Below are 22,258 nucleotides of genomic sequence, written 5' to 3' on the forward strand. Positions count from 1 at the left end.
TCACGTCCTTGTTCGAAGGATTCCCCTCAGCGAGCCACGATGCCGAGAACGAAACCGATTCGACGGGCGAGGGTCGGAGTCCTCCGATACCAGAAAGAAAACGGGATGAAATCAACGTTGCTCAGATGAGTGATCGATTCAGGTCCGCTCCCGCAAGACATCGACAGTTTCGCGTAACTGCTGTACCTGTTGTTCTTTTTGCTCCTCGATGTTCTCGTTCAGCGTTACGGGTCGCTCGGTAATCTCGGAGAGTCCGACGTTATCGAACAGTGCTGCACGCGGCGTATCGAAGTGGAACTGTGCTTGATTCCCGTAGGCAAGCGTTGGAATGCAGGCATGAATTCGATCGGAGTGCGTGACTTCGGTGTTGGCATAAAGGAACAAGTAGTCAGTGATAAGGTCCGAGACGAACACGTTCCCTCGGTTGAAATCACCGTAGCTCTTGATCCGATCCCAGACGTTCCTTACGATGCCCTGATACGGTTTCGAGCGGCCAAGCGGGTTGTGGTCGGGCCTGATCGTTCGGGTATCCGATCGCAACGGCGGCTCTTCGACTTTGTCGAAGGCGGCAACGGAGAACTTCTGGTTGCTCTCCGAAGGAGTATGCCACTCGTCAATGAAGAATGCACAATCGATTCCATTGTACGCGACGTCGACCGTATCAGCATACGACTCGTATGCCGGTGTGTCTCGAGAGATCAACCCGCAATTATCAAGCCGACTGAGTTTCTCGGTGACACATCGACGGGTTTCACGATCGTAGGACCCACCACCGGCACCCAGAAGTACGATCGGGATGTCGCGGGCCTGAAGTTCAAGCAGCGTCGGGAAATACGGCTCTAACGCGACATCGTATAAGACACAGCCCGGGAGGATCGCGAGGTCGACATCCACTAGTTCGCTGATACTGACCATGTTCTGGCGTACTGGATGATCACGAAGCCTCCGTCCTCGGAATTTCTCGCCTGGAGCGCCGAGCTTCTGCCATACATTACCGGCGAGGGGGCCAAGCGCCACGTTCTCCTCGGCTTTGTTCGGAAATCCGGAGATCTCAATGATTTCGGAATCAGGGAACGCTCGTCGGATAATCCGCTTTGCGCCCTTATCGATAAACCCGTTTCCGATGTTCGTGATCCACGTTCTTAACAGAGCTATCTTCATCTATATTAGTTATCTCAGCGCACGTTGGAAAGTGTATCGAAAATATTTTTGACTGTCTCCTTATCCCTACTATTGATGTAATTGAATTTATATAGTGAAAACACCCCCGTAACCAATGAAGTAGCGGCGACAGCAACGACGAACAATACTTCGATTACAAGCCCACCTGTTTCCGGCACTATAACTGAAATAATACTGGCGGAACTGATAGAGACGATCGTATAGAGGACGGAGCCACGGTCGAAGAGATCGAACTGATGATTGAGATAGAGATCTCCCGTTTTGAGAAGATTCATACAGAGATAACCAACCAGAGAAGATATCGCAGCTCCGACTATTCCGTATACTGGAATCAACAGTATGTTCAGAACGATATTAACCGAGACGGCGATGCAGTTGTATACGAATACTGTTCGTGATTTTCCGAATCCTAAAAGCGCTTGACCGTTCGGACCTAAAACAGAATCAACGAGTTTTGCGCCTGCTAGTATTGAAATGGGTACGTAAACTGGATCCAATGCGTAATCATTCCCAAACAAATCGACAAAGAATGCAGGCCGAAGAATAATAACAGATAGCAGTGGTGTCGTGAAAACGAGTATCCACCTCGTGGCCTGATTGTAAAGTGGCGGAATCAGCTTTTGTTTCCCGTCAGAAACAAGCTCGGAGATACGGGGGAACAATAGAAATGAAAACGACTTATGAAACACTGTAAGCAGCGATGCGATCGTCACGGCGACTTCGTACTGGCCAACAGTTGCAGTGGCCGAGGTGAAATACCCGATCATCAACTTATCAGCCCTTGTTAAAAGAATATATAACGAAGAAGAAAACAAAAGGGGAAGACTAAACGAAAAGAACGAGAGTACGCCTACGTTCGTATCAATCGTGGGACGCCATCCACTCCAACAGACAAACACGAGACCAAAGACAGCGGTAGCGACGTAAGCAACCACGATTCCGAGAACAACAGCGATTCCGCTTCCAACGATCAGTAACCCAGCCACTGCGGCAAGCAGGCGGCCGCCTGAGAGTGCTATTTTCGAGACGAGCGTGTACGAGACGGTGTCTTGGTAGCCCCGAAGAGTTCCCGCAGATAGCTTGATTATCGCATAAAACGGAAGGGCAACAAGGGTAATTATCACAAAACCCCTCGAGACTGAGTCAGCAAAGACGGTTCTCCGGATGTAGTCGAGAGAAAGCATTCCAACGGCCGTTAGCAGAACGGACGTTACAATGACAGTCGCAATTGAGACCGTAATATACGTGTTTTGTTCGCTATCTCCACGACTTGTGGAAGGGAGGTGTTTTACGAGCCCTTGGTTGAGTCCGAAAAGACACCCCATCACAGCGATATCAAGCACTGATAACATCAAGATTATTGCCCCGAAAACGTCTTGAGGAAGTCCTCGAGCCAAGGCAATCCGCAATAGATAGAACGCAAACATGCTCACACCGGTCCCGAACAGAACGATCAGTCCGGATCGACCAATGTCAGTTGCATCGGATGTCATGGCTGAACAGCGCGAGTCATATTGTGGTGACTTCCAAACCGGTGTCTACAGAACAATGGATAGTAGCTCCGCTCGTAGACTGGGGTTCCTTGGATTTCATGTGATAAGTATCCATCATGGAATCCATTTACCGGCTCGACGACAATCATTAGTTTAATCTTCCATGGATAGCAAATAAGGCTTCCTAAATGAATTAATAAGCCGCTCCGGGTCAAGCCCCGAGGCACTCAGCCTGCGCCGCCTGTAGAAAGACACCACAGAGACATAAATTGTTAGTATACTTACTGTTGGAAAGGAGTTTAGGATGGATATTTTAATTATATTACACCGATTTATTTTTATACCACTGTATATCAATAATACATAAATGGAAATACTGATTACAGGTGGCGCTGGGTTTGTGGGTTCACACCTGGCTGAACGACTTCTTCAAGACGGACACGAGGTTACGATCGTAGACGATCTATCGAACGGCCGTCAGCGGTGGTGTCCTACCGGTGCCGCGTTCGTAACCCGGGATCTGACAACGCAATCCGCTATCGACGACGTCATCACGCCCGATATTGACCTCGTCTTCCACCTTGCATCACGGAAAGCCGTAAACGACGACAATCCGCGGGATCAGTTCCGTGAGAACACCGAGATGACTTACGAACTCGTCGAATCGATACTCGAGGCCGGTGTTCCCGAGTTCGCCTTCACTTCGACATCGACCGTTTACGGGGAGGCACCGAGACCGACGCCCGAAGACTTCGCACCGCTCGAACCGATCAGTTCCTACGGGGCGAGCAAACTCGCATGTGAGGGCATTCTTTCCACGGCGGCACACTCTCACGAATTGACGGTCTATAACTTTCGGTTCGCTAATATTGTCGGTCCACGGCTTCGCGGTGCGGTGATCCCAGATTTCATCGAAAAACTCCGTGATGACCCGGAATCGATGACCATTCTGGGCAACGGCTTGCAAGAGAAATCATACATGCACATTGATGATTGTATCGACGCCATGCTCCACGTTTGCGAACACGCTAATGAACCAATGGCAACCTATAACCTCGGTACCCGAACCACCACGTCTGTCGATCGCATCGCGGACATCGTCGCCGATGAAATGGGGGTCGATCCCGATTACGAGTATACTGGCGGGGACCGCGGATGGACCGGCGACGTTCCAAAAATGCGTCTTTCTATCGAAAAGCTGAAATCACTCGGCTGGACGCCATCCCTGGAAAGCGATCAGGCAGTTCGCAGTTCCACGCGAGAGTTGCTGGACGAACTCTGAGATCAGTCGTCACTGACGATTTTCGTATATTCACTGACAACAGCGTCCTCCAGATCGATCCCCTTTACGTGCGTTGCCTGATCGATGATTGCGTTCCGAACGGAACAGTCGGTGATCTCCGTTTCGGGAAAGATAATTGCGTTCTCCAATTCCGCGTTCCGGAGTATCGCTTTGTCCATCACGTACACGTTCTCTCCGAGAGAGCAATCGACGGTCGTCGCCGACGGCGAAACATGGGAGTCTCCGTTGAGGATCCACTCCATGGCATCGAGATAGCTGTCCGGTGTTCCAATATCATACCATGCACCGTCGAATGGAAACGCATACACCGACTGACGAGACTGTAGCCAATCGATGAACCAGCCTGGTTCGTCGGGATTGTTATCCCCTGCAAGATACTCATCGAACAGATCCAGCGTCTCCTCGGGGAGAGCATAACACGCAATCGATACCAGGGTACTCTGTGGATCGTCCGGTTTCTCCTGAAAATCAACCACGCGATCTCCCTCGAGTTGAACGAGTCCGTACGCTTTCGCTTTTTCTCGACTTCCGACATCGTAGGCAGCAAGCGTCGGTCCGCCGTGTTCGTGAAAACAATCGATGAACGCCGTCAGATCGAAACTGATGAGATTATCGCCAGCGACGATCAGCAGATCATCGTCGATATCTTCCCGATCGATGAGCTTCGAAAGCGCCCAGACCACGCCCTGTTTCTCCGCTTCAGCGGCTATCGGTTCGACGGAAACGCTTGGTTTTTCAAACGCCTCATTTGAAAGGTGCTCCCGAAACACCCCGGCGAACCGTTCGTTCGTACTCACGTATACGTCGTTGATTCGGTCGTCCTCTTCCAGTTCGGCGAGAATCCGATTGATGATGATCGAGTCCCCCAACGGCAGCAGCATCTTCGGACGATCCTTCGTAATCGGCCACAGTCGGGTCGCGTACCCTCCTGCTAACACGACTGCATCCATTATTTTATACTCACATAGATACCAAATAAATTTTCCTAACTAGTTGATGTCCGATAATTTATCTCTCCCTGTCGATTCGGAATCGACCCTTCGGGATACATAGCTTACCATCGAACCGCACCAGTTAATTACTGCCGATGGACTGATTAACGTATGGCGTCTCCCGCTGTCAAACCTACGACTGACTCACCCTCCGTCGTCAGCGCAGCCAACGTAACGAAAACGTACACGAGGGGGTCGGACCCAGGACGGATCGGTCGCTGGCTCGGCCGTCCCGAAGCGCCAACCGTCCGCGCAGTCGAGGACGTTTCGATTACCGTCGAACAGGGCGAAATCGTCGGACTTGCCGGTCCAAGCGGAAGCGGGAAATCGACGCTCCTGCATCTACTCGGCGGCTTGGAGCGTCCGACCGAGGGAACGATCCGGTTTCAGGATTCGGATCTGGCATCGCTGTCGAACCGAAAGCGGACCCGATTACGACTCGAGCACATCGGGATCGTCTTTCAGCACTTCCATCTGATCGAGTCGTTGTCCGCTCGAGCGAACGTTGCGCTCCCGCTCGTCGAACTCGGCGTCGGAACGCGGAAACGCCGCGAGCGAGCGACTGCGTTGTTAGAGCGGGTCGGACTCGGCGATCGGACGGACCATCGGCCGGGGGAGCTAAGCGGTGGGGAGCAACAACGGGTTGCGATCGCACGCGCGCTCGCGACCGATCCGACGCTTGTCATCGCCGACGAGCCGACGGGCGAGTTAGATACCGACACGGGACGGCGCGTTCTCGAGGAGTTCAAACGAATCGCGGACGACCGAGCGGTCGTTCTCGCGTCACACGACCGGGAAACGCTGGGGATCGCCGATCGTCTCGTTCGACTCCGCGACGGAACGATCATCGATACCGTAGATACATGAGCGTTCGTCAACTGCTTACCCGCTGGATCGGGCTGACGCTCGTCGGGATGCGTCGGACGCTCTCGCGGGCGACACGGACGGCCCAAAAACGCGTCCAGTTTACCGTTCTCGGCGTCGTCGTCACCGTTGCGTTGTTGGTTATCGTCACTGGAATCGGTATTGGCCTCGTGACCGGGGCCACGGTAGCCGACGACGATATCGATTACTGGATCGTTCCCGAGACCGACGGGGACCGATCGCCGTTACTCGCGACCGACCAGCCGCAGTTCGGAGATGTCCACGAAATGAACGCCCAAATCAGTACGATTGACGACGTTACGTTTTCGACGCCGGTGCTGGCACAGGTCCTTTCCGTCGAAGCGAACGGGGCGGACGAGTACGTCCTCGTGGTCGGAATTATCAACGGGCCGTCGGTCGACCAGGTCACCGGCGTCTCGACCGACGGACTCACACCCGACGATCCGTACTACGGAAGCGGAACCTACGACGGGGAGTGGACGGGAGACGTCGTGCTGTCACGGAGCGCTGCAGGGCTACTCGACGCCGAACCCGGGGATTCCGTGACGATCAGCGACAACAGTTCGTTTACTGTCGCCGCCGTCGACGACGAAACCGGCGGCGTCGGAGAGACCCCGGTCGCGCTCGTCCAACTCAGTGAACTGCAGACGCTTACCGGCTCCGACGCGTACGATCAGGCCGATCAGTTCGTCGTCGGAGCGCAGTCCTCGGCCGTCGAATCGCAACTCGAGGACCTCGACCCGGAATCGTCGGTCTACACTCGAGGCCAGTTGCTCGCGACCGAGACGACGGACTCGGATCTGCCGCTTGCGCTTGCGGTAACCGCGTTCGTCGTTGCCGTCGCCGTCGGGACGCTGTTCGTTCTCACGACGAACGGACTCGAGATCGCTGCCGACCGGCGGCAACTGGCGACGATGTCCGCGATCGGAATCTCGGTTCGGAGCCAGCTTCAGTTGGTCGGCGTACAGACGGTCGTACTCACCGGCATCGGCGGTGTCGTCGGCTCACTCGTGGGAATGGTCGGCATTCGAGCGGCCAACTGGGTCGCCATGGAGACGATCACGACCGAACCGATCGCGATCTCACACCCGCTGTTTATCGCGTACGGAACCGGTGTTGCACTGTTGATCGGGCTGCTCTCGTTACCGTATCTCTTGGTGTTGACCCGTCGCGTCACCGGAGGTGTGCCACACTAATGATCGGACGATGGGGCAGTCGAGTCCGTGCGGCCGCCGGAATCGCGGTCGGTCAGCTTCGACACCACAAACTTCGGCTCGGACTGGCAATCGTCGGCGTTTCCCTCGCCGTGCTCGCGATAACGTTGCTCGCCGGGACGGGGCTCGGCGTTCTCGAGACCGGTCAACAGCAGTTCGAGACGGCGGACCGTGATCTCTGGGTTACCGCAAACGAAACCCGGATTACACCGGCCGGCCGCAGCGGATTCGAGAACACGCTCCACGATTCCCGAAGCGTCGCGGCCGATATGGAAACACACGAGGGCGTCGACAACGCGGTCCCGCTCGCGTTCGAGACGGTGTACGTCGGGACATCGGCGGACGACGAGTTTCGGACGTTCGTCGGGACCGGCGTTCCCGGAGGCAGCGCGACGGTACAGATCTCCGAGGGAGAAGACCTCTCCGGGGACCCGCACTACGCCAACGGAACGTACGAGGGCGAACGGACGAACGAAGTCATCGTCGACAGGGAAACCGCACGGAACCTGGATATCGAGGTCGGGGACACGATTCACGTCGGCGGAACGCTCGCTGCCGCCCGGGAAAACGAAGTCACCGTCGTCGGGATCTCCCCCACGTTCGAGAAAATGCTTGGCACCTCGACGGTCGTGATGCCGCTGAGCGAACTTCACGACGTTACGGGAACCACTCGCACTGAGCCGGCGACGTTTATCACGATTACCGTCGACGACGACGCGGATATCGACGCGGTACGGGACCATCTCGCGGCGGCGTACCCCGACTACGAGGTGCGATCGAACCAGGAACAACTCGAGGCGGTGTTGCAGGAACAGGTCCTCGTCCTCGCCGCCGGCGGTGCACTCGTCGTTCTGGCGGTCGGGGCCGGCATTGCCCTGACGTGTAACCTCCTCGCACTGGTCGTCTTCCAGCAGCGCGCGGCGTTCGCGGCGCTTAAAGCACAGGGGGTCTCCTCGGCGCTGCTCGTCGTCTCGGTGCTCGGACAGGGGTTCGCGATCGGACTCGTTGGCGGCCTGTTCGGCGTCGCACTCACGCCGCCGGCCGTCGATCTTTTGAATCGACTCGCGGCTGCCGTCGTCGGCTTCGAGGGACTCGTTCAGACCGACGCGACGGTCCTCGGCGGCGCGTTGGTGATCGCGGTAGGCGTGGGGACGATCGCCGCTGCCGTCGCCGGATGGCGGGTCGGCCGGACGTCCCCGCTCGAGTATCTCTGACTGATACCGCCTCCAACTTTCTTTCACTTCGATATCGTGGCCTCACGTATGTCAGCTGAAAAACGAGAGTCGGATGTCGTAATCGTCGAGGGCGCACGGACGCCACACGGAACGTTACTCGGTTCGCTCGCGGACGTCGAGGCCGTCGAGCTGGCCCGGACGGCGCTCGATGGAGTGCTCGAACGCGCCGCCCTCGCGGGTTCGGCCGTCGACTGGGTAAGTCTCGGAAACGCTATCCAGGCCGGCATCGGTCAGGTCCCGGGCCGACAGGCCGTCGTCGAGTCGTCACTGCCGAACGACACTCAGACGACGACCGTCAACGAGGCGTCAGGGTCCGGGCTCCGGGCGATCGCGCTCGCGGCCGATCGCATCGAGGCCGGACGCGCGGACGTCGCGGTGGCCGGCGGCTTCGAATCGATGACGAACGCGCCGTGGATCCTGCCCGAGTACCGCAAGGGGCGGCGACACGGCGACGTCGAACTCAAAGACTCGATGATACTGGACTCGCTGTGGGACGTCAACCTCGACGTTCACATGGGGGAGATCACCGAACGGCTGGTCGATCGCGAGGGGATCCCTCGGGAGACACAGGACGAGTACGCGCTCGAGAGTCACCGGCTGGCGGCCGAGGCAATCGACTCGGGCGCGTTCGACGCGGAGATCGTGCCCGTCGAGACGCGGGACGGGACCGTCGACACGGACGAGGGTCCCCGGCCGGACTCGACGCTGGAGGATCTCGCCGAGCTGCCGGCGTCGTTCCGGGATGACGGCACTATCACGCCCGGCAACGCCTCGAAACTCAGCGACGGGGCCGGTGCGGTGGTGCTGGCCGGTGCCGACGCGGCCGCCGATCGGGGGCTCGAGCCGATGGCGACGCTCGCCGACTACGACCTCGTTTACCGCGATCCCGACGAGTTCAACGAAGCCGTCGGCGACGTCGTCGAACGGCTCCTCGAGCGAAACGACCTCGAGGTTGCGGATATCGACGCCTTCTGGATCAACGAGGCATTCGCCGCCCAGTCGGTGTACGTCATGGAGCGGGTCGGAATCCCCCGCGAGAAGCTGAACCCCCGCGGTGGCGCGGTCGCGTTCGGCCACCCGATCGGTGCCTCCGGCGGAATGCTCACGGCGAGTCTCGCGTCCCAACTCGACCGCGACGACGCGACGCGCGGACTGGTGGGAATGAGCGTCGGTGGCGGCGGCGCGATCATGGCGTTGCTCGAGGACCGGTAACGAAGTCGCGTGCCACAGTCGCCGGTTTGGGCCGGCCCGCTCCGGGACGTTTACCACCGACCCGTCCCCAACGTCGAACAATGACGCTGTACTCGCGGGTGCGCCCCCTCGCGTTCAAACTGCCGGCCGAGACGGCACACGATCTCGGCAAACGGACGCTCAGGGCGGCCCAATCGTCCTGGCCGACGCGAACGGCGCTGTCGTACGCCTACCGGTACGAACACCCGGCACTCGAGGTCGACCTGTTCGGGGAGACGTTTCCGAACCCCGTCGGCGTGGCCGCCGGGTTCGACAAGAACGCCGAAGTGACCCACGCGCTCGAGGCGCTTGGCTTTGGCTTCGTCGAGATCGGAACCGTCACGCCCTACCCGCAGTCGGGCAACGACCGGCCCCGGCTCTTCCGGCTTCGGGAGGACGAGGGGATGGTCAACCGGATGGGCTTTAACGGTCAGGGGATGGAACGCGTGAAATCGCGGCTCGAGACCGATGGGACACCTGAGTTCCCGCTGGGAGTCAACATCGGGAAGATGAACTCCTCGAGCGAGCGGGAAGCGATCGAGGACTACCGGCGCGTGTTCGACCGGCTCTCGCCGTTCGCGGACTACGTCGTCGTGAACGTCTCCTGTCCGAACACGCCGGACGAGTTCGACGAGGCCTCGCCGGAGCACCTGCGCTCGATCTTCGAGACGCTTGCGGCCGAGAACGACGCCGACGTCCCGATGCTCGTGAAGATCGGTCCCGACGAACCCGACGACGCCGTACTGGATCTCGTGGACATCGTTCGTGAGTTCGGCCTCGACGGTATCGTCGCCACGAACACCTCGACCAGCCGTGAGGGACTCGAGTCGCCAAACCGCAAGGAGTGGGGCGGGCTCAGCGGCAAACCCATCGAACCCCGATCAACCGAAGTGATCCGAACGATCGCCGACTACACCGACGGCGAACTCCCGATCGTCGGCATCGGCGGCGTCGACTCGCCGGAAAGTGCCTACGAGAAGATCCGGGCCGGCGCGTCGCTCGTCCAGCTTTACACCGGGTTCGTCTACGAAGGGCCGTCGACGGCGAAACGGATCAACGAGGGGCTGGTCGAGTTGCTCGAGCGCGACGGCTTCGCGTCGGTCGAGAACGCGGTGGGTGCGGACCTCGAGTAAGCGTGCCAAGGCTGGTCCCGGCCGCCGACTCACTCGCCGCGGGCGTGACGGACCGCCGATCCGGTCCGCGCTGGGGGTTCGTTACTCGACGTCGACGCGTGACCCGTATCCGGATTCGCCGACGACCTCGCCGTCCTCGTAGACGATCTCTCCGCGCACGACCGTCGTGACCGCTTTCCCCCTGAACGACTCGCCCTCGAACGGCGTCACGCAGTTTTTCGAGTGGAGGTCGTCGGCGTCCAGCGTCCACTCGTGTTCGGGATCGACGATAGTAAAGTCGGCGTCGGTACCGACCTGCAGCGACCCTTTCTGTGGGTACATTCCCCAGACCTGCGCCGGACGTATCGAGTGGCGACGCACCCATTCTTCCATCGTGAGCCGTCCCCGGTCGACGAATGTAAGCATGACCGGAACCTCGGTCTCGAGACCGACGAATCCAGAGATGGCGTCCCACGTGTTGCCGAACGGATCGTCGACCTTCTTCTCCTCGGGGGTATGGGGCGCGTGGTCGGTCGCGATGCAGTCGATCGCGCCGTCGTCGATGCCGACGTCCCAGAGCGTCTCCTGCTCCTCGGCGTCCCGGATCGGCGGCTGGATGCGGGCGACGTTACCTTTCTCGTGCATCACGTCCTCGGTAAACCAGAGGTAGTGTGGCGTCGTCTCCGCGGTGACGTCGACGCCGCGTGCTTTCCCGCGGGCGACGGCTTCGGCGGCCGATCCCGAGGAGACGTGGAACATGTGGACCTTCGCCCCGGTCTCCTCGGCGAAGGTGATCATTCGTTCGACGGCCTCCTGCTCGGCGATTACGGGTCGCGAGTGGGAGTGATCGATTGGGTCGTTCCGACCGTCGGCCTTGAACTGCGCCGTGTAGTGGTCGATGATCTCGCCGTTCTCTTCGTGGAAGCCGAGCCGCTTGCCCGTCTCGCGGATCCGTTCCATCGCCTCGAGGATCTCGCCGTCGTTCGGCGGCGGGACGTCGCCGACCGTCGAGCCGAGAAAGACCTTGTACCCGAGCGCGCCGGCCTCGTCGATGTCGGGGATCAGATCGAGGTTCTCCGACGTGACGACCGCGTAACTCTGGAAGTCGACGTGGGCCGTGGCCTCGCCACGTTCGAACTTCAACTCGAGGTGTTCGGGCCGGTCGATCACCGGATCGGTGTTCGGCATCCCGACGACGGTCGTGACGCCGCCGGCCGCGGCCGCCCGCGTCGCGGACTCCCAGTCCTCCTTGTACTCGAGGCCGGGTTCGCGGTTGTGGATGTGACAGTCGACGATCCCGGGAACCAGCACGTTCCCGTCCGCGTCGACGACCCGGTCGGCGTCGGGGAGGCGATCGCTTCGGCCGACGGCGACGATGTCGCCGTCTTCGACGGCGACTCCCGCGTCGGGCGTCCGGCCTGCGGGCGTCACCACGGTACAGTTGCGTACGACGAGGTCGACAGCCATTGCCGGTGGCTTGCCGAGGCGCGTGCATATAGCTTCTGTTGCCCCCGTTCGAGTGCCAGCGAACGCACAGTATCGTCCTCATACCGTGCCGTTGGCCGGGCGTATGCCGAGGATACGGTGCGTACGGGAATCCATACTAAACCGCGTCGCGGGCGTCGACAGGACAATGGATTCGCCAGCGATCCGCGACAGGACGGTGCTCGTGACTGGCGGCGCGGGCTTTATCGGCAGTCATCTCGTCGACGCCTTGACGCCGTACAACGACGTCCGCGTTCTCGACGACTTTTCGACGGGCGAGCGGGCACGGCTGCCCGAGGACGTAACGGTGATCGACGGGGACGTTCGCGATCCGATCGCACTCCAGCGAGCGGCCCGCGGCGTCGACGTGATCTTCCATCACGCTGCAATCGTCAGCGTGACCCAGAGCGTCGACCGGCCCCGACAAAGCAACGAAACGAACCTCGGCGCGGGATTGCTCGTGCTCGAACAGGCCCGACAGGAGGACGCCAGGGTCGTCGTCGCCTCGAGCGCGGCGATCTACGGCCATCCGGATCAGTTGCCGGTATCGGAAACCGCATCGGCGAACCCGACCTCTCCGTACGGCGTCCAGAAACTCGCACTGGATCGGTACTCACAGCTTTACGCGGAGCTATACGATCTCCCGACCGTTTCGTTGCGGTACTTCAACGTCTACGGACCGCGCCAGCGAGGCCCCTACAGCGGCGTCATCGCGACGTTTCTCGAGCAGGCGCGGGCTGGCGAGCCGATCACGATCGACGGCGACGGAACCCAGACCCGGGATTTCGTCCACGTCAGCGATGTCGTTCGAGCGAACCTGCAGGCCGCCACGACCGACGCAGTCGGGCGCGCCTATAACATCGGAACCGGCACACGGACGTCGGTCGGGGACCTCGCCGACACGATCAGGGACGCCGTCGGGTCGTCCTCACGGATCGTCCACCGTGAATCCCGATCCGGTGATATCGAACACAGCGTCGCGGACGTTTCCAGAGCCGAGCGTGAACTCGGGTTCGAGGCACGCGTGGACCTCGAGTCGGGGATTCACTCGCTCGCGACCGAGGACGAAATCGCGACGGTACCAACCGAACCGGGGGCGTCCGACGATTGAGGGCCGCTACGGCGTCGAATGCCGTTTTCGTACGGGACCCCACGGCACGGAAGTACGATCTTAGTTCGAGATAGAGTTGCCGTAACCGCCCCTAGACGATCGATCGTCGTCCGTGCAGGTTCGTGTATGTGAGAGATAACTATCGGTACGCGCGGTCACAGTCGACGATATGATCGACAATCTCATCGTATTCGCCGCCAGCTTGCTGATCGGCGCACTCGGCATCTACGTCGGTGCGAGCGTGATCGTCGACGCGGAAGACTACACGTACGCGATCATCACGGCACTGATCGGAGCGATCGTCTGGGCAGTCGTCGGGTTCTTCTTCGGCTGGATTCCGCTGCTTGGCCCGCTGCTGGTCTTCGTCGCATATATCGCGGTTATCAACGCCCGGTATCCCGGCGGCTGGGTCGACGCCGCGGCGATTACGCTCGTGGCCTGGATCTCGGTGCTGGTCGTCCTCTACGTCCTCGCAGTCATCGGGGTGACCGGCTTCGAAGCCGTCGGTGTGCCCGGCGTCTAGGTCGTCGACTCGCGGCCGAGATGCTCTCGATCGACCGCCGCCGGAGTCAAACGAAGCCGATGCGTTGCAGCTCCGAGACCACCGGGCGAAAGCCGTGGTTTTCCGACCGAAACGAAACGCCGGCGATTCCTGAACCTCTCGAGCGCACGCGCTCGTAACGCAGTCCGGCCGAGCGATCGGTCGTCCAACCGATCGGAGAGACCGATCGTTCGGACTCGGCTCCGGGCCTGAGGCTCCGTCGAACGTCGCGGCAGATCCATCCGTTTCTCGTCCTCGCTGCCGAGACGAAACGCCCGGTGTGTCCGGGAGGCGAATATCGACCGATACCTGAGACTCATCGAAAGATGGGCTTACGTGGTAAATCCGGATCGAATTCGGACAAATCGTTGGAAACCTCCGGTCGAGTTTATTCGAGGCGTTAGCCAAGGGCGCTCCAAAGCTACATGAAACACAGCTATCACCGTTACGGTCGGATCGACGACTCTCGCAGTCGGACGTAGCGGTCCGGTCGAGGCCGGAGGTGGTTACCGACACGCACGTCGAGACGCGGCCGGTATGATCGATGCGAATCGGCCCCTCATCGAGGCCGAGCCCGTCGCGAATCACGGATCGAACACGGGAGCGATCGGAACGAGTGACCCGCGGTAGCACCCGTCTCTCGTTCCGTCGGCACGCGAACGTGCCAGTTGCCGTGAAACAACCCGAACCCGATAACAGTACATGAGCCATAAAAAGTACTTTGTAGACCCGTCACGACGGTACAGAGACGAGTGAGCACGCCTCTCCCCCTGCATCAACGCCATGAGCATCCACTTCCGAGATCCGATTCACGCCGTCACGCTCACTCTCTCGACCAGCGGCTCCCTCGTCCTCGCGTTCGAAGGGAGGAGAACCGTCTCGACGCTTGCAGCCGTTCCCGAAGCGGTCGTTCCAGCGCAGATCGGTGGCCCCCATCTCGCAGCCCTGATCGGGATGATCGCGCTCGCGCTCTTGGGTAGTGCCCTTGCCGTTCGCAACCGGCTCAAGGAAACCGACTCGCTCGCGACGAACCGGGAACCGCGTCGCGAAGAGTTCATGACCGATCAACAGAAAGTCCGGCAACTGATCAGCGAGAACGGGGGCCGGATGAAACAGTCGCGGATCGTCGAGTCGGTCGACTGGTCGAAAGCGAAGGTGAGTCGACTGCTGGCCGAACTCGAGGAGGACGGACAGATCACGAAGCTTCGACTCGGCCGGGAGAACCTGGTCTGTTTGCCGGGTCACGAGCCGACGGCGTCCAAATCACCGGAACAGCCGAAAAACGAGTAGCACGCCCCGTCATAATTTTGTTTTTCTCTCGAGGAACAACGCAGCCAAGCGGCTGCGCTGCCCGAATTGTCGGGTTACCCCCCGTAATGGTTGTATCGGTTTATTCGCCGGAGCATCGATGAGCCGCTGCCGTCGTGGCACAACATGAACGTACGCAATCAACTACTCGTACTCCTCACTGCGCTGATGCTGGTGTGCTCGAGCGGGGCGATGGTTGCAGGGGCAACGCCTGCAGCCGTCGACGAGCACGACACCGGCGTCAGTGAGAACGGAGTCGACGCAAGCGAGACGGACGCACCGGATCCGAACGAGACGACCGCCGATGAGACCGACGACGCTGTGGCCCAGCCGACACCCGACGACGATTCGCAGGCGGCGTACGTCACGTTCGAGGACCAATCCACAGCCGGCGAGACAGTCGTCGTCGACGAGGTGACGATGGCAAGCGGTGGCTTCGTCGCCATCCACGACAGCAGTTTGCTCGTCGGAAACGCCGTCGAGAGCGTCATCGGGGTCTCCGAGTATCTCGAAAAAGGGACCCACGAGGACGTCACGGTGACTCTCGACGAACCGCTCGAGCAGGACGAAACGCTGATCGCGATGCCACATCGCGACACGAACGACAATCAGGTGTACGATTTCGTCGAGACCGAGGGCCAGGCGGACGGTCCGTACCTCACTCCGGACGGTGAACCGGTGACCGACGACGCCGTCGTCACGCTCGATGGGGAGGAGGTGCCCGCGAGGGAAGAACCAGTTGACGAGGAACCGGCTGAAGAGGAGCCGGTCGAAGAGCCGGTTGAAGAGGAGCCGGTCGAAGAAGAGCCGGTCGAAGAAGAGCCGGTTGAGGAAGAACCAGTAGAGGAGCCGGTTGAGGAAGAACCAGTAGAGGAGCCGGTTGAGGAAGAACCAGTAGAGGAGCCGGTTGAGGAAGAACCAGTAGAGGAGCCGGTTGAGGAAGAACCAGTAGAGGAGCCGGTTGAGGAAGAACCAGTAGAGGAGCCGGTTGAGGAAGCGCCCGAAGCAGTAGCGATCGACGTCGTCATCGAGCGGGCAAACGTCATCGTCGTCGAGGACTCGGCACAGCTGCCGGACGACGTACCGATGGACGACGGTGTACTCGAGGAGGACGGCAGTGACGATGCACTTGAGGAGGACGATGCCGTCGATGAATCGAACGCGATTGCCGATGCCGACGACACCGAACTGAACGCCGGCCTCGATGGACTCGTCCACGAGGCAAGCGGCGAGCAGGTCGACGTCTCGATCGAAGAAGCTTCAGTGACGTCGGTCGGCGAGACCGGTCAGTTCGGCGAGGCCGAGCAGGCCGCTATCGGATCGGCGACCGTGTTCGTCGACGTCGCCGATCTCGACGTTTCGGGACCTGCTGCCCACGACGCCACGACTTCCGAGACCGACGTTGACGAAACCAACGAGTCCGCGTCGGCCGACGAGCGGGTAGCGGTCACTGCCGGTCAAGCGACGATCTTCGTCGTGGTCGAATCGGACGACGGGGAGACGGTGACGGAGGAGTCTGACGAGACCGACGACTCGCGAACGGTCTCGATCGACCGGGCGACGATCGTCGTCGTCGCGGACGCACCGACTCACTCGGCCGACGACGTTTCGGCCGACGATGTCTCGGCCACCGGTGACGAACTGACCGAAGACGAGCTCGACGAGGATACCGACCTCGAGTCCGAAGACGAACTCGACGACAACGGCGATCTCGACGACGAGACGGAAACAGAAGCCGAAGGCCAGATCGATGTCGTCATCGAACGAGCGACGGCTTTCGTCATACTCGACGGTGTCGACGAAGTACCAGCGGAAGAGCCGGTCGAGGAGCCAGTTGAGGAAGAACCGGTCGAGGAGCCGGTTGATGAGGAGCCGGTCGAGGAGCCAGTTGATGAGGAGCCAGTTGATGAGGAGCCAGTTGAGGAAGAACCGGTCGAGGAGCCAGTTGAGGAAGAACCGGTCGAGGAGCCAGTTGATGAGGAGCCAGTTGAGGAAGAACCGGTCGAAGAGGAACCGGTCGAGTCGTTTACCGTCGATGATCTCGAGGCTCCCGAAACGGCGGCTGTCGGCGACACGGTAACCGTCAGTGCGACCGTCACGAACCCGGCAGAGACGGAGTCGACCCAGCCCGTCCAGTTCCGTCTCGACGGAACGCTGGTCGAGTCACAGGACGTGACACTCGAGGGCGGGGAAAGCGCTCAGGTGGAGTTCGAGTTCGATACGTCGACCCTGGACGCTGACCAGTACGTCGCGATGGTTCTGACGACTGAATCCGGCGAGATCGCGATCCTCGACCTCACCGACGCGGAAACGGACGACGAGTTCGACGACACAACCGACAGTGACGATCTCGAGGAGACCGACGAGCCGGCAGAAACCGAGCCCGCGATCGGCGTCGCTGGAGCAGCCTGAGAACCCGTCGCCGGACGGAAAAGCGGTTTTTTCTTTGGATCAGGCGAACAGCCGATAGAGGCTACTGGCTGCGACGACGAGTAACACGAGCACGCTCCACAGAACCGGGTCGATACTCGAGAGTATCGGAAGGTGCAGCCCCGAGAGGGCGATGACGGCGAGGCCGAGAAAACACGCGGCGAGGTGAAACCGGAGCACGGTCGACTGGTTGCCGCCGTGGCTGTCGACGTACGTGAGAACGTCGTCGAAGTTGGGACCCGGCTGGATCGTCTTCGCGTCGGTATCGTACTCGATCACGGCGTCTTCCTCGAGTTGCGGGAGATGCGTCTGCTGGAGGGAGACGTAGACGCTCTTGTAGAGGTTGTTTGGGACGGGAGTGGTATCCGATTCGGTCGCCGCGATTTCGGTTGCGACGTCGGAGACATCTACCTGCCCGGATTCGTTTGCGAGCAACTGCACGATCGCCCGTCGCCGGTCGTTGCCGAGGATGTGAAATACCTCGCTTTCCGCGAGCGAATCGGAACGGCTCGTCTGGACAGACATTGGTCAGCAGGAGATCACGGAGTCGTTATCGACGGGCAGTCCATCATCGACCATCATACACGTCATCCGTTTTGCTAACCACCGACTTTAACTTGCGGTATTTTTTACAAATCAGTGTATGGGAAACGATTACTCTCTCGTGAGAAGGGCCGACCTTCCCGGCGGACGGGGTCCGGGTCGTGGTTCTAGCGGTGCCGACCGCTCATGGTCGTGAACAGGCCGGGATCGACGGCGGAGAGACGCGTCTCGAGACGAGCGGACGGTCGGCCGGTCAGTCCGGTGCCCGGACCGATGGGGCCGGTTACCGTCGTTCGTTTCCGGGAAGGTGACCTCCCGATTGCATCTCTCGATATGTCGTACACGCCGGACAGCCGTGTACCACGTCGCCGTTGTCGCCGAAGACACGGGCGAACTGCTGTGTAACGTGGGTGCCACAGTTTCGACAGCGTGCGCCTGCCGTCGACGATTCCATCGGTCGCCAGTTTTCTTGGGAGTTCATGGGTAGCCAGGGGTGACGTACGCGGACGGGTCCGTCGCAGTCGGGACGGTCGTTCCGGCGGGACTCGGTAGCGTTCGATCGCCGTGGATCGGTGATCGAACCGCCGCCCGCCGACGGAACGTCCAATCACACGACCGGACACGTCCGGGCATCACTACGACCGAGGGGAGTAGATACGAATAAAGGACGTAGTCCGTTCACCCGAACAGTGCGTCGCCAGCCCGGGAAACACGGTGTTTCCGCGCCGGGATCGGGCCGATCTCGTTCACACACCGGTTCCCAGCGTCTCGAGCGGGACGGGTTCGATCGTGGTGAGTTTAGGTGAATTGGCCGACAGTTGGCCACAAAAGGGTCGATTAATCACGGCGTTCGATCGTTGAAACCCGGTGTTTCGCTCACGAAATGCGACGTTTCGTCGAATAATGGGTTTCCTTCGATCGCGAAGGTACATCGTTATAAAATACCGCTATCGCTTACCGATTGTATCGTTGGCACGTAATGCAGGGACCTTCGATACCAGTCTCGAACGGCTCCGATCGCCTCGTATCAACACCTCCCGCCACGAGGAGCGAACCGAACCGGCCCGCGACGACGGAAGAGAATACCGATGGCAACGAAGGCGAGTAATACGCGCTCGGAACCGTCTACGGATCCGTCGGCTCAGCTTGACGTCCTCGGGGACGAGTGTGCGCGAACGATCCTCGTCGCGACGAGTGACGGGCCGAAGACGGCAAAGGAGTTGACAAAGCGGACGGATAGCTCGTCGGCGACGGTATACCGACGGATCAACAATCTCTTGGAGAGCGACCTCCTCGCGGAGTGCGTTCGCTTCGAGGACGACGGCTCACACACGACGGCCTACGAAGCGACCGTCGAGAAGCTTCAGGTTCGGATCGGCGCGGACGGAATCGACGTCACGCTGTCGAGTACCGACGGGTAATCGCATCAGTGAACTGTCCCATCGAGTCCGATCTCTCGGTATCGCCCCGTGAAACGATACCGGTGAAGGTTCTCGAACCAAGGACGGTCACGAGAACGGACAATTTAGTACGGGTCCGATTTTCTGAAAGATGTACTAACGAGGCTGTATGATACGGATAACAAATATCTACTCAGTGGAACGGTCACTGTGATTGAGCAATGCACGATCTGACCGGCTTCCAGCGGGATCTGCTGTACGTGATCGCGGGTGCCGATCGACCCTCCGGGCAAACGGTCAAAGACGAGGTAGAGAAGTACTACAGCTCGGAGATCAATCACGGACGGCTGTATCCCAATCTGGATACGCTCGTCAACAAGGAACTCGTCGAAAAGGGACAACTCGACAGGCGAACGAACTATTATGCGATCACCGACGCCGGTCGACAACAGATCGACGAGCGCCGAGAGTGGGAAGAACAGTACGTCGATTTCTAACCGGGTCCGCCGGCGGACGACAGCGCCCGAAAATGGGGGCCGTACGTTTCCCGCGTTCCGTTTTCCGACTCGAGCCGCCGACACATATCGGCGTCCCCGTATCGTCCGGTCGATCCGTGCAGTGTGATCGCCGTCGGTTCGCCCGACGGCACGAACGGTACTGACACCCGGCGAGTGCGGATAGCACGGCCATAACAAAGCACCGACACGGTGACTGTGCGCTCGAGAATGGTATTCGGATCGTCCGTGATCGAAGCAGTTGCGAATCGACAACTCCGGGTGTATCGGCAATGAGTCTCCGGACGAGTACTCGACTGCGGCTTGGCTCCGTCCGGCAGTATCCGGTCGATCTCGCGGTCGTCTCGGTCGCTGCGGTCGTCGCGTCCGTCGTCGTTACGTCGTTTGCCGCCGGGAATTCACTGCGGTTGCTCGCAACCCTTCCGCTGGTGTTGTTTCTGCCGGGGTACGCGCTCGTCTCGATGCTGTTTCCGGCCGCCGAGCGCGACGCACGCGAGACGGCCGCGACGGAAATCGAAACCTATCCGCGCGGTATCGATGTCGCCGAACGGCTCGGCCTCTCGTTCGTGCTCTCGATCTCGATCCTGCCGCTTCTCGCGCTCGCGTTGCCGGCGACCGAGTGGGGACTGGCTACCGAACCGCTCGCAGGGGTACTCGGCGCTATCACCGTCGTGTGTGCCCAACTCGGCGTGGTTCGACGGCTTCGGACGCCGGACGCGGAGCGGTTCACGGTGACGCCGCTGGTCTCGTTCGCTTGGCTTCGCCGCGGCGAGGGGGCCGTCGCGACGGCGTCGTCGATACTGCTCGTCGCGGCGGTCGCGACGGCGGTCGGTGCATTGCTCGTCGGGTTCATCGTGCCGACCTCGACCGGCGGCTTTACCGAACTCGGACTCTACACCGAAAACGAGGACGGCGACCTCGTCGCCGGCGAACTCCCCGACGAAATCGAACCCGGCGAGTCGATTCCGGTAACCGTCACCGTCGAGAACCACGAGGGCGAGGAGACGGCATACACGCTCGTCATCCAAGAGCAGACCCTCGAGGACGGAACGGTAGTCGATCGGACACGACTTCAGGAGATCGACGCCACCGTCTCGGCCGACGCGACCGCCACTGGCGAGCGGACGATCACGCCGACAGCGACCCCGGGCGAGACGGTCCGGATCAGCGCCCTCCTCTACGAGGGGGAGCCGCCGGCGGAGCCGACCAACGACAACGCCGCCGAGGACACGTACTTCTGGATCACCGTCTCCGACGAGTGACGTCGCCCTGAGCGGCACAGTCGTCGCGTCTCGTTCGACCGGACTCTTCTCGAGGGACCGTCGGAGGCTCGAGCACGGGGTTTCGTCACGGCTCCGGATCGCTCGCAGCGTCGAACCGATCGGTTCCGGTTCGAGATGCGTTCGCCGTCGGTCCCGAACGTTCCGCCGGACGGGAATGGACCATCGGTCCCCGTGGCTCACGAGCTGGGGTAACCGGCGAGGACGGGTCCGGGCGGGAATCGCCGCGGCGTCGCTCGAGATCGGGAACCGGTGGTGCCGTGTCTGAAATCAGCGGCCGACACCGACGGCGGTGGACTGGACGGGCGGGCCTCGGTGTCGGAGTGTGAGTTATCCAGTCCGGAGGGCAGTGAGAAACGCTACTGGTGTCGACTCGCACGGCCACGCTCGAACGGGAACTGCAGTCCGGGCCGTCGCGAGACGTGCTGTACGACCGCGATCGCGAGAACGACGAGGCAGACGGCAAGCGCGACGAACGGCGCAACACCGGCCGTTACGGGGCCAACCGAAAGCCACGTGACCGCGAACGCGCCGACGCCGAGTGCCGTGGCCGCCGCGTAGATGCGGTGCCAGGGCCGCTGGGTCCCCAGCCGTCGATCGAGGTACGGCTCGAAGACCTCCTCGTCGGGGAGCAACTCGATCGTGTGGCTGTCGGGGTCCCAGTCGACGATGCCGTGCTCCTCGAGCATCGGCAAGTGGGTCTGGTACAGCGAGATGTAGACCCGTCGTCGCTGGGTGCGCGTTACGTCGTCCGGATCGGTGTCGTTCTCCCAGGCGGCGACCTGTTCGACGAGCGGCGCGAGATCGCAGGAGCCGCGTTGCTGTTTCAGATACTGCACCGTCCGCCGCCTTCGGGCGTTACTGAACACGTCGAACAGTTCGGCCTGGGTGAGATCGTGTTCAGACATGGGTGCCCTCGCGTTCCCGAGTCGGATGCCGATCGGGGGTGGTCGGATACCTCACACCACTGCCTGACAGCCCAGTACCCTTTACTATCGC

20 protein-coding genes are annotated in these 22,258 nt (G+C 60.6%); 13 read left to right on the forward strand and 7 right to left on the reverse strand.

Annotation, left to right across the window (positions count from 1 at the left end; genetic code table 11):
- Window positions 1-138: 138 nt before the first annotated feature.
- Window positions 139-1,161, reverse strand: a complete 1,023-nt coding sequence (locus TX80_RS13265) for a polysaccharide pyruvyl transferase family protein (protein WP_049923602.1) — start codon at window positions 1,159-1,161, stop codon at window positions 139-141.
- A gap of 14 nt (window positions 1,162-1,175) precedes the next feature.
- Window positions 1,176-2,675, reverse strand: a complete 1,500-nt coding sequence (locus tag TX80_RS13270) for a flippase (RefSeq protein ID WP_081661599.1) — start codon at window positions 2,673-2,675, stop codon at window positions 1,176-1,178.
- Window positions 2,676-3,042: 367 nt separating this feature from the next.
- Here TX80_RS13270 and TX80_RS13275 point away from each other — a divergent pair, with 367 nt between their 5' ends.
- Window positions 3,043-3,957 carry an NAD-dependent epimerase/dehydratase family protein gene (locus tag TX80_RS13275; protein WP_049923604.1) on the forward strand — a complete coding sequence of 305 codons (915 nt, stop codon included), beginning with the start codon at window positions 3,043-3,045 and terminating at the stop codon, window positions 3,955-3,957.
- A 2-nt stretch (window positions 3,958-3,959) separates the two neighbouring features.
- Here TX80_RS13275 and TX80_RS13280 read toward each other — a convergent pair whose 3' ends face one another.
- Window positions 3,960-4,928: a sugar phosphate nucleotidyltransferase gene (locus TX80_RS13280; RefSeq protein WP_049923605.1), complete on the reverse strand. Its 969-nt coding sequence runs from the start codon at window positions 4,926-4,928 to the stop codon at window positions 3,960-3,962.
- A 153-nt stretch (window positions 4,929-5,081) separates the two neighbouring features.
- Between TX80_RS13280 and TX80_RS13285 the strand changes: the two genes are divergently transcribed.
- From TX80_RS13285 to TX80_RS13305, 5 genes are all read left to right on the forward strand, one after another.
- Window positions 5,082-5,837, forward strand: a complete 756-nt coding sequence (locus TX80_RS13285) for an ABC transporter ATP-binding protein (protein ID WP_049923606.1) — start codon at window positions 5,082-5,084, stop codon at window positions 5,835-5,837.
- Window positions 5,834-7,051 carry an ABC transporter permease gene (locus TX80_RS13290; protein ID WP_049923607.1) on the forward strand — a complete coding sequence of 406 codons (1,218 nt, stop codon included), beginning with the start codon at window positions 5,834-5,836 and terminating at the stop codon, window positions 7,049-7,051. Before TX80_RS13285 ends, TX80_RS13290 begins: the two co-directional genes overlap by 4 nt.
- Window positions 7,051-8,283 carry an ABC transporter permease gene (locus TX80_RS13295; RefSeq protein ID WP_081661601.1) on the forward strand — a complete coding sequence of 411 codons (1,233 nt, stop codon included), beginning with the start codon at window positions 7,051-7,053 and terminating at the stop codon, window positions 8,281-8,283. Before TX80_RS13290 ends, TX80_RS13295 begins: the two co-directional genes overlap by 1 nt.
- A 48-nt stretch (window positions 8,284-8,331) precedes the next feature.
- Entirely contained in the window at window positions 8,332-9,516 is a 1,185-nt protein-coding gene (locus TX80_RS13300; RefSeq protein ID WP_049923608.1) for a thiolase family protein, read from the forward strand.
- 80 nt (window positions 9,517-9,596) lie between these two features.
- A complete protein-coding gene (locus TX80_RS13305) occupies window positions 9,597-10,667 on the forward strand; it encodes a quinone-dependent dihydroorotate dehydrogenase (protein WP_049923609.1) in 1,071 nt (356 codons plus the stop codon).
- A gap of 81 nt (window positions 10,668-10,748) precedes the next feature.
- Here TX80_RS13305 and allB read toward each other — a convergent pair whose 3' ends face one another.
- Window positions 10,749-12,113, reverse strand: coding sequence for an allantoinase AllB (gene allB, locus TX80_RS13310; RefSeq protein ID WP_049923610.1), 1,365 nt, complete (start codon window positions 12,111-12,113; stop codon window positions 10,749-10,751).
- A gap of 166 nt (window positions 12,114-12,279) precedes the next feature.
- Between allB and TX80_RS13315 the strand changes: the two genes are divergently transcribed.
- From TX80_RS13315 to TX80_RS13335, 4 genes are all read left to right on the forward strand, one after another.
- Window positions 12,280-13,242, forward strand: a complete 963-nt coding sequence (locus tag TX80_RS13315; protein ID WP_049923611.1) for an NAD-dependent epimerase/dehydratase family protein — start codon at window positions 12,280-12,282, stop codon at window positions 13,240-13,242.
- 169 nt (window positions 13,243-13,411) lie between these two features.
- Complete coding sequence (locus TX80_RS13320; protein WP_049923612.1) at window positions 13,412-13,765, forward strand: hypothetical protein; 354 nt, start codon at window positions 13,412-13,414, stop codon at window positions 13,763-13,765.
- An 801-nt stretch (window positions 13,766-14,566) separates the two neighbouring features.
- Complete coding sequence (locus tag TX80_RS13330; RefSeq protein WP_049923614.1) at window positions 14,567-15,073, forward strand: helix-turn-helix transcriptional regulator; 507 nt, start codon at window positions 14,567-14,569, stop codon at window positions 15,071-15,073.
- A 144-nt stretch (window positions 15,074-15,217) separates the two neighbouring features.
- Window positions 15,218-17,503 (forward strand): DUF7282 domain-containing protein, encoded by a 2,286-nt coding sequence (locus TX80_RS13335; protein WP_081661603.1) that lies wholly within the window; start codon window positions 15,218-15,220, stop codon window positions 17,501-17,503.
- A 39-nt stretch (window positions 17,504-17,542) separates the two neighbouring features.
- Here the strand turns inward: TX80_RS13335 and TX80_RS13340 are convergent, their stop codons facing one another.
- Together TX80_RS13340 and TX80_RS20155 are read right to left on the reverse strand one after the other, a co-directional pair.
- Window positions 17,543-18,046: a DUF7344 domain-containing protein gene (locus TX80_RS13340; RefSeq protein WP_049923616.1), complete on the reverse strand. Its 504-nt coding sequence runs from the start codon at window positions 18,044-18,046 to the stop codon at window positions 17,543-17,545.
- Between the two features lie 301 nt (window positions 18,047-18,347).
- The gene (locus tag TX80_RS20155) at window positions 18,348-18,518 is read right to left on the reverse strand and encodes a DUF7563 family protein (RefSeq protein ID WP_449271534.1); all 171 of its coding nucleotides are present in this window, start codon (window positions 18,516-18,518) and stop codon (window positions 18,348-18,350) included.
- Between the two features lie 634 nt (window positions 18,519-19,152).
- Here TX80_RS20155 and TX80_RS13350 point away from each other — a divergent pair.
- From TX80_RS13350 to TX80_RS13360, 3 genes are all read left to right on the forward strand, one after another.
- On the forward strand, window positions 19,153-19,485 hold the full coding sequence (locus TX80_RS13350; RefSeq protein WP_049923618.1) for a winged helix-turn-helix domain-containing protein: 333 nt from the start codon (window positions 19,153-19,155) through the stop codon (window positions 19,483-19,485).
- A gap of 200 nt (window positions 19,486-19,685) precedes the next feature.
- The gene (locus TX80_RS13355) at window positions 19,686-19,961 is read left to right on the forward strand and encodes a PadR family transcriptional regulator (protein WP_049923619.1); all 276 of its coding nucleotides are present in this window, start codon (window positions 19,686-19,688) and stop codon (window positions 19,959-19,961) included.
- A 290-nt stretch (window positions 19,962-20,251) separates the two neighbouring features.
- Window positions 20,252-21,241: a DUF1616 domain-containing protein gene (locus tag TX80_RS13360; protein ID WP_049923620.1), complete on the forward strand. Its 990-nt coding sequence runs from the start codon at window positions 20,252-20,254 to the stop codon at window positions 21,239-21,241.
- Between the two features lie 377 nt (window positions 21,242-21,618).
- Here TX80_RS13360 and TX80_RS13365 read toward each other — a convergent pair whose 3' ends face one another.
- Window positions 21,619-22,167: a DUF7344 domain-containing protein gene (locus TX80_RS13365; protein ID WP_049923621.1), complete on the reverse strand. Its 549-nt coding sequence runs from the start codon at window positions 22,165-22,167 to the stop codon at window positions 21,619-21,621.
- Window positions 22,168-22,258: the final 91 nt, after the last annotated feature.

The organism is Halopiger djelfimassiliensis, assembly GCF_000455365.1.
In the GTDB taxonomy this organism is placed as follows: Archaea; Halobacteriota; Halobacteria; order Halobacteriales; family Natrialbaceae; genus Halopiger_B; species Halopiger_B djelfimassiliensis.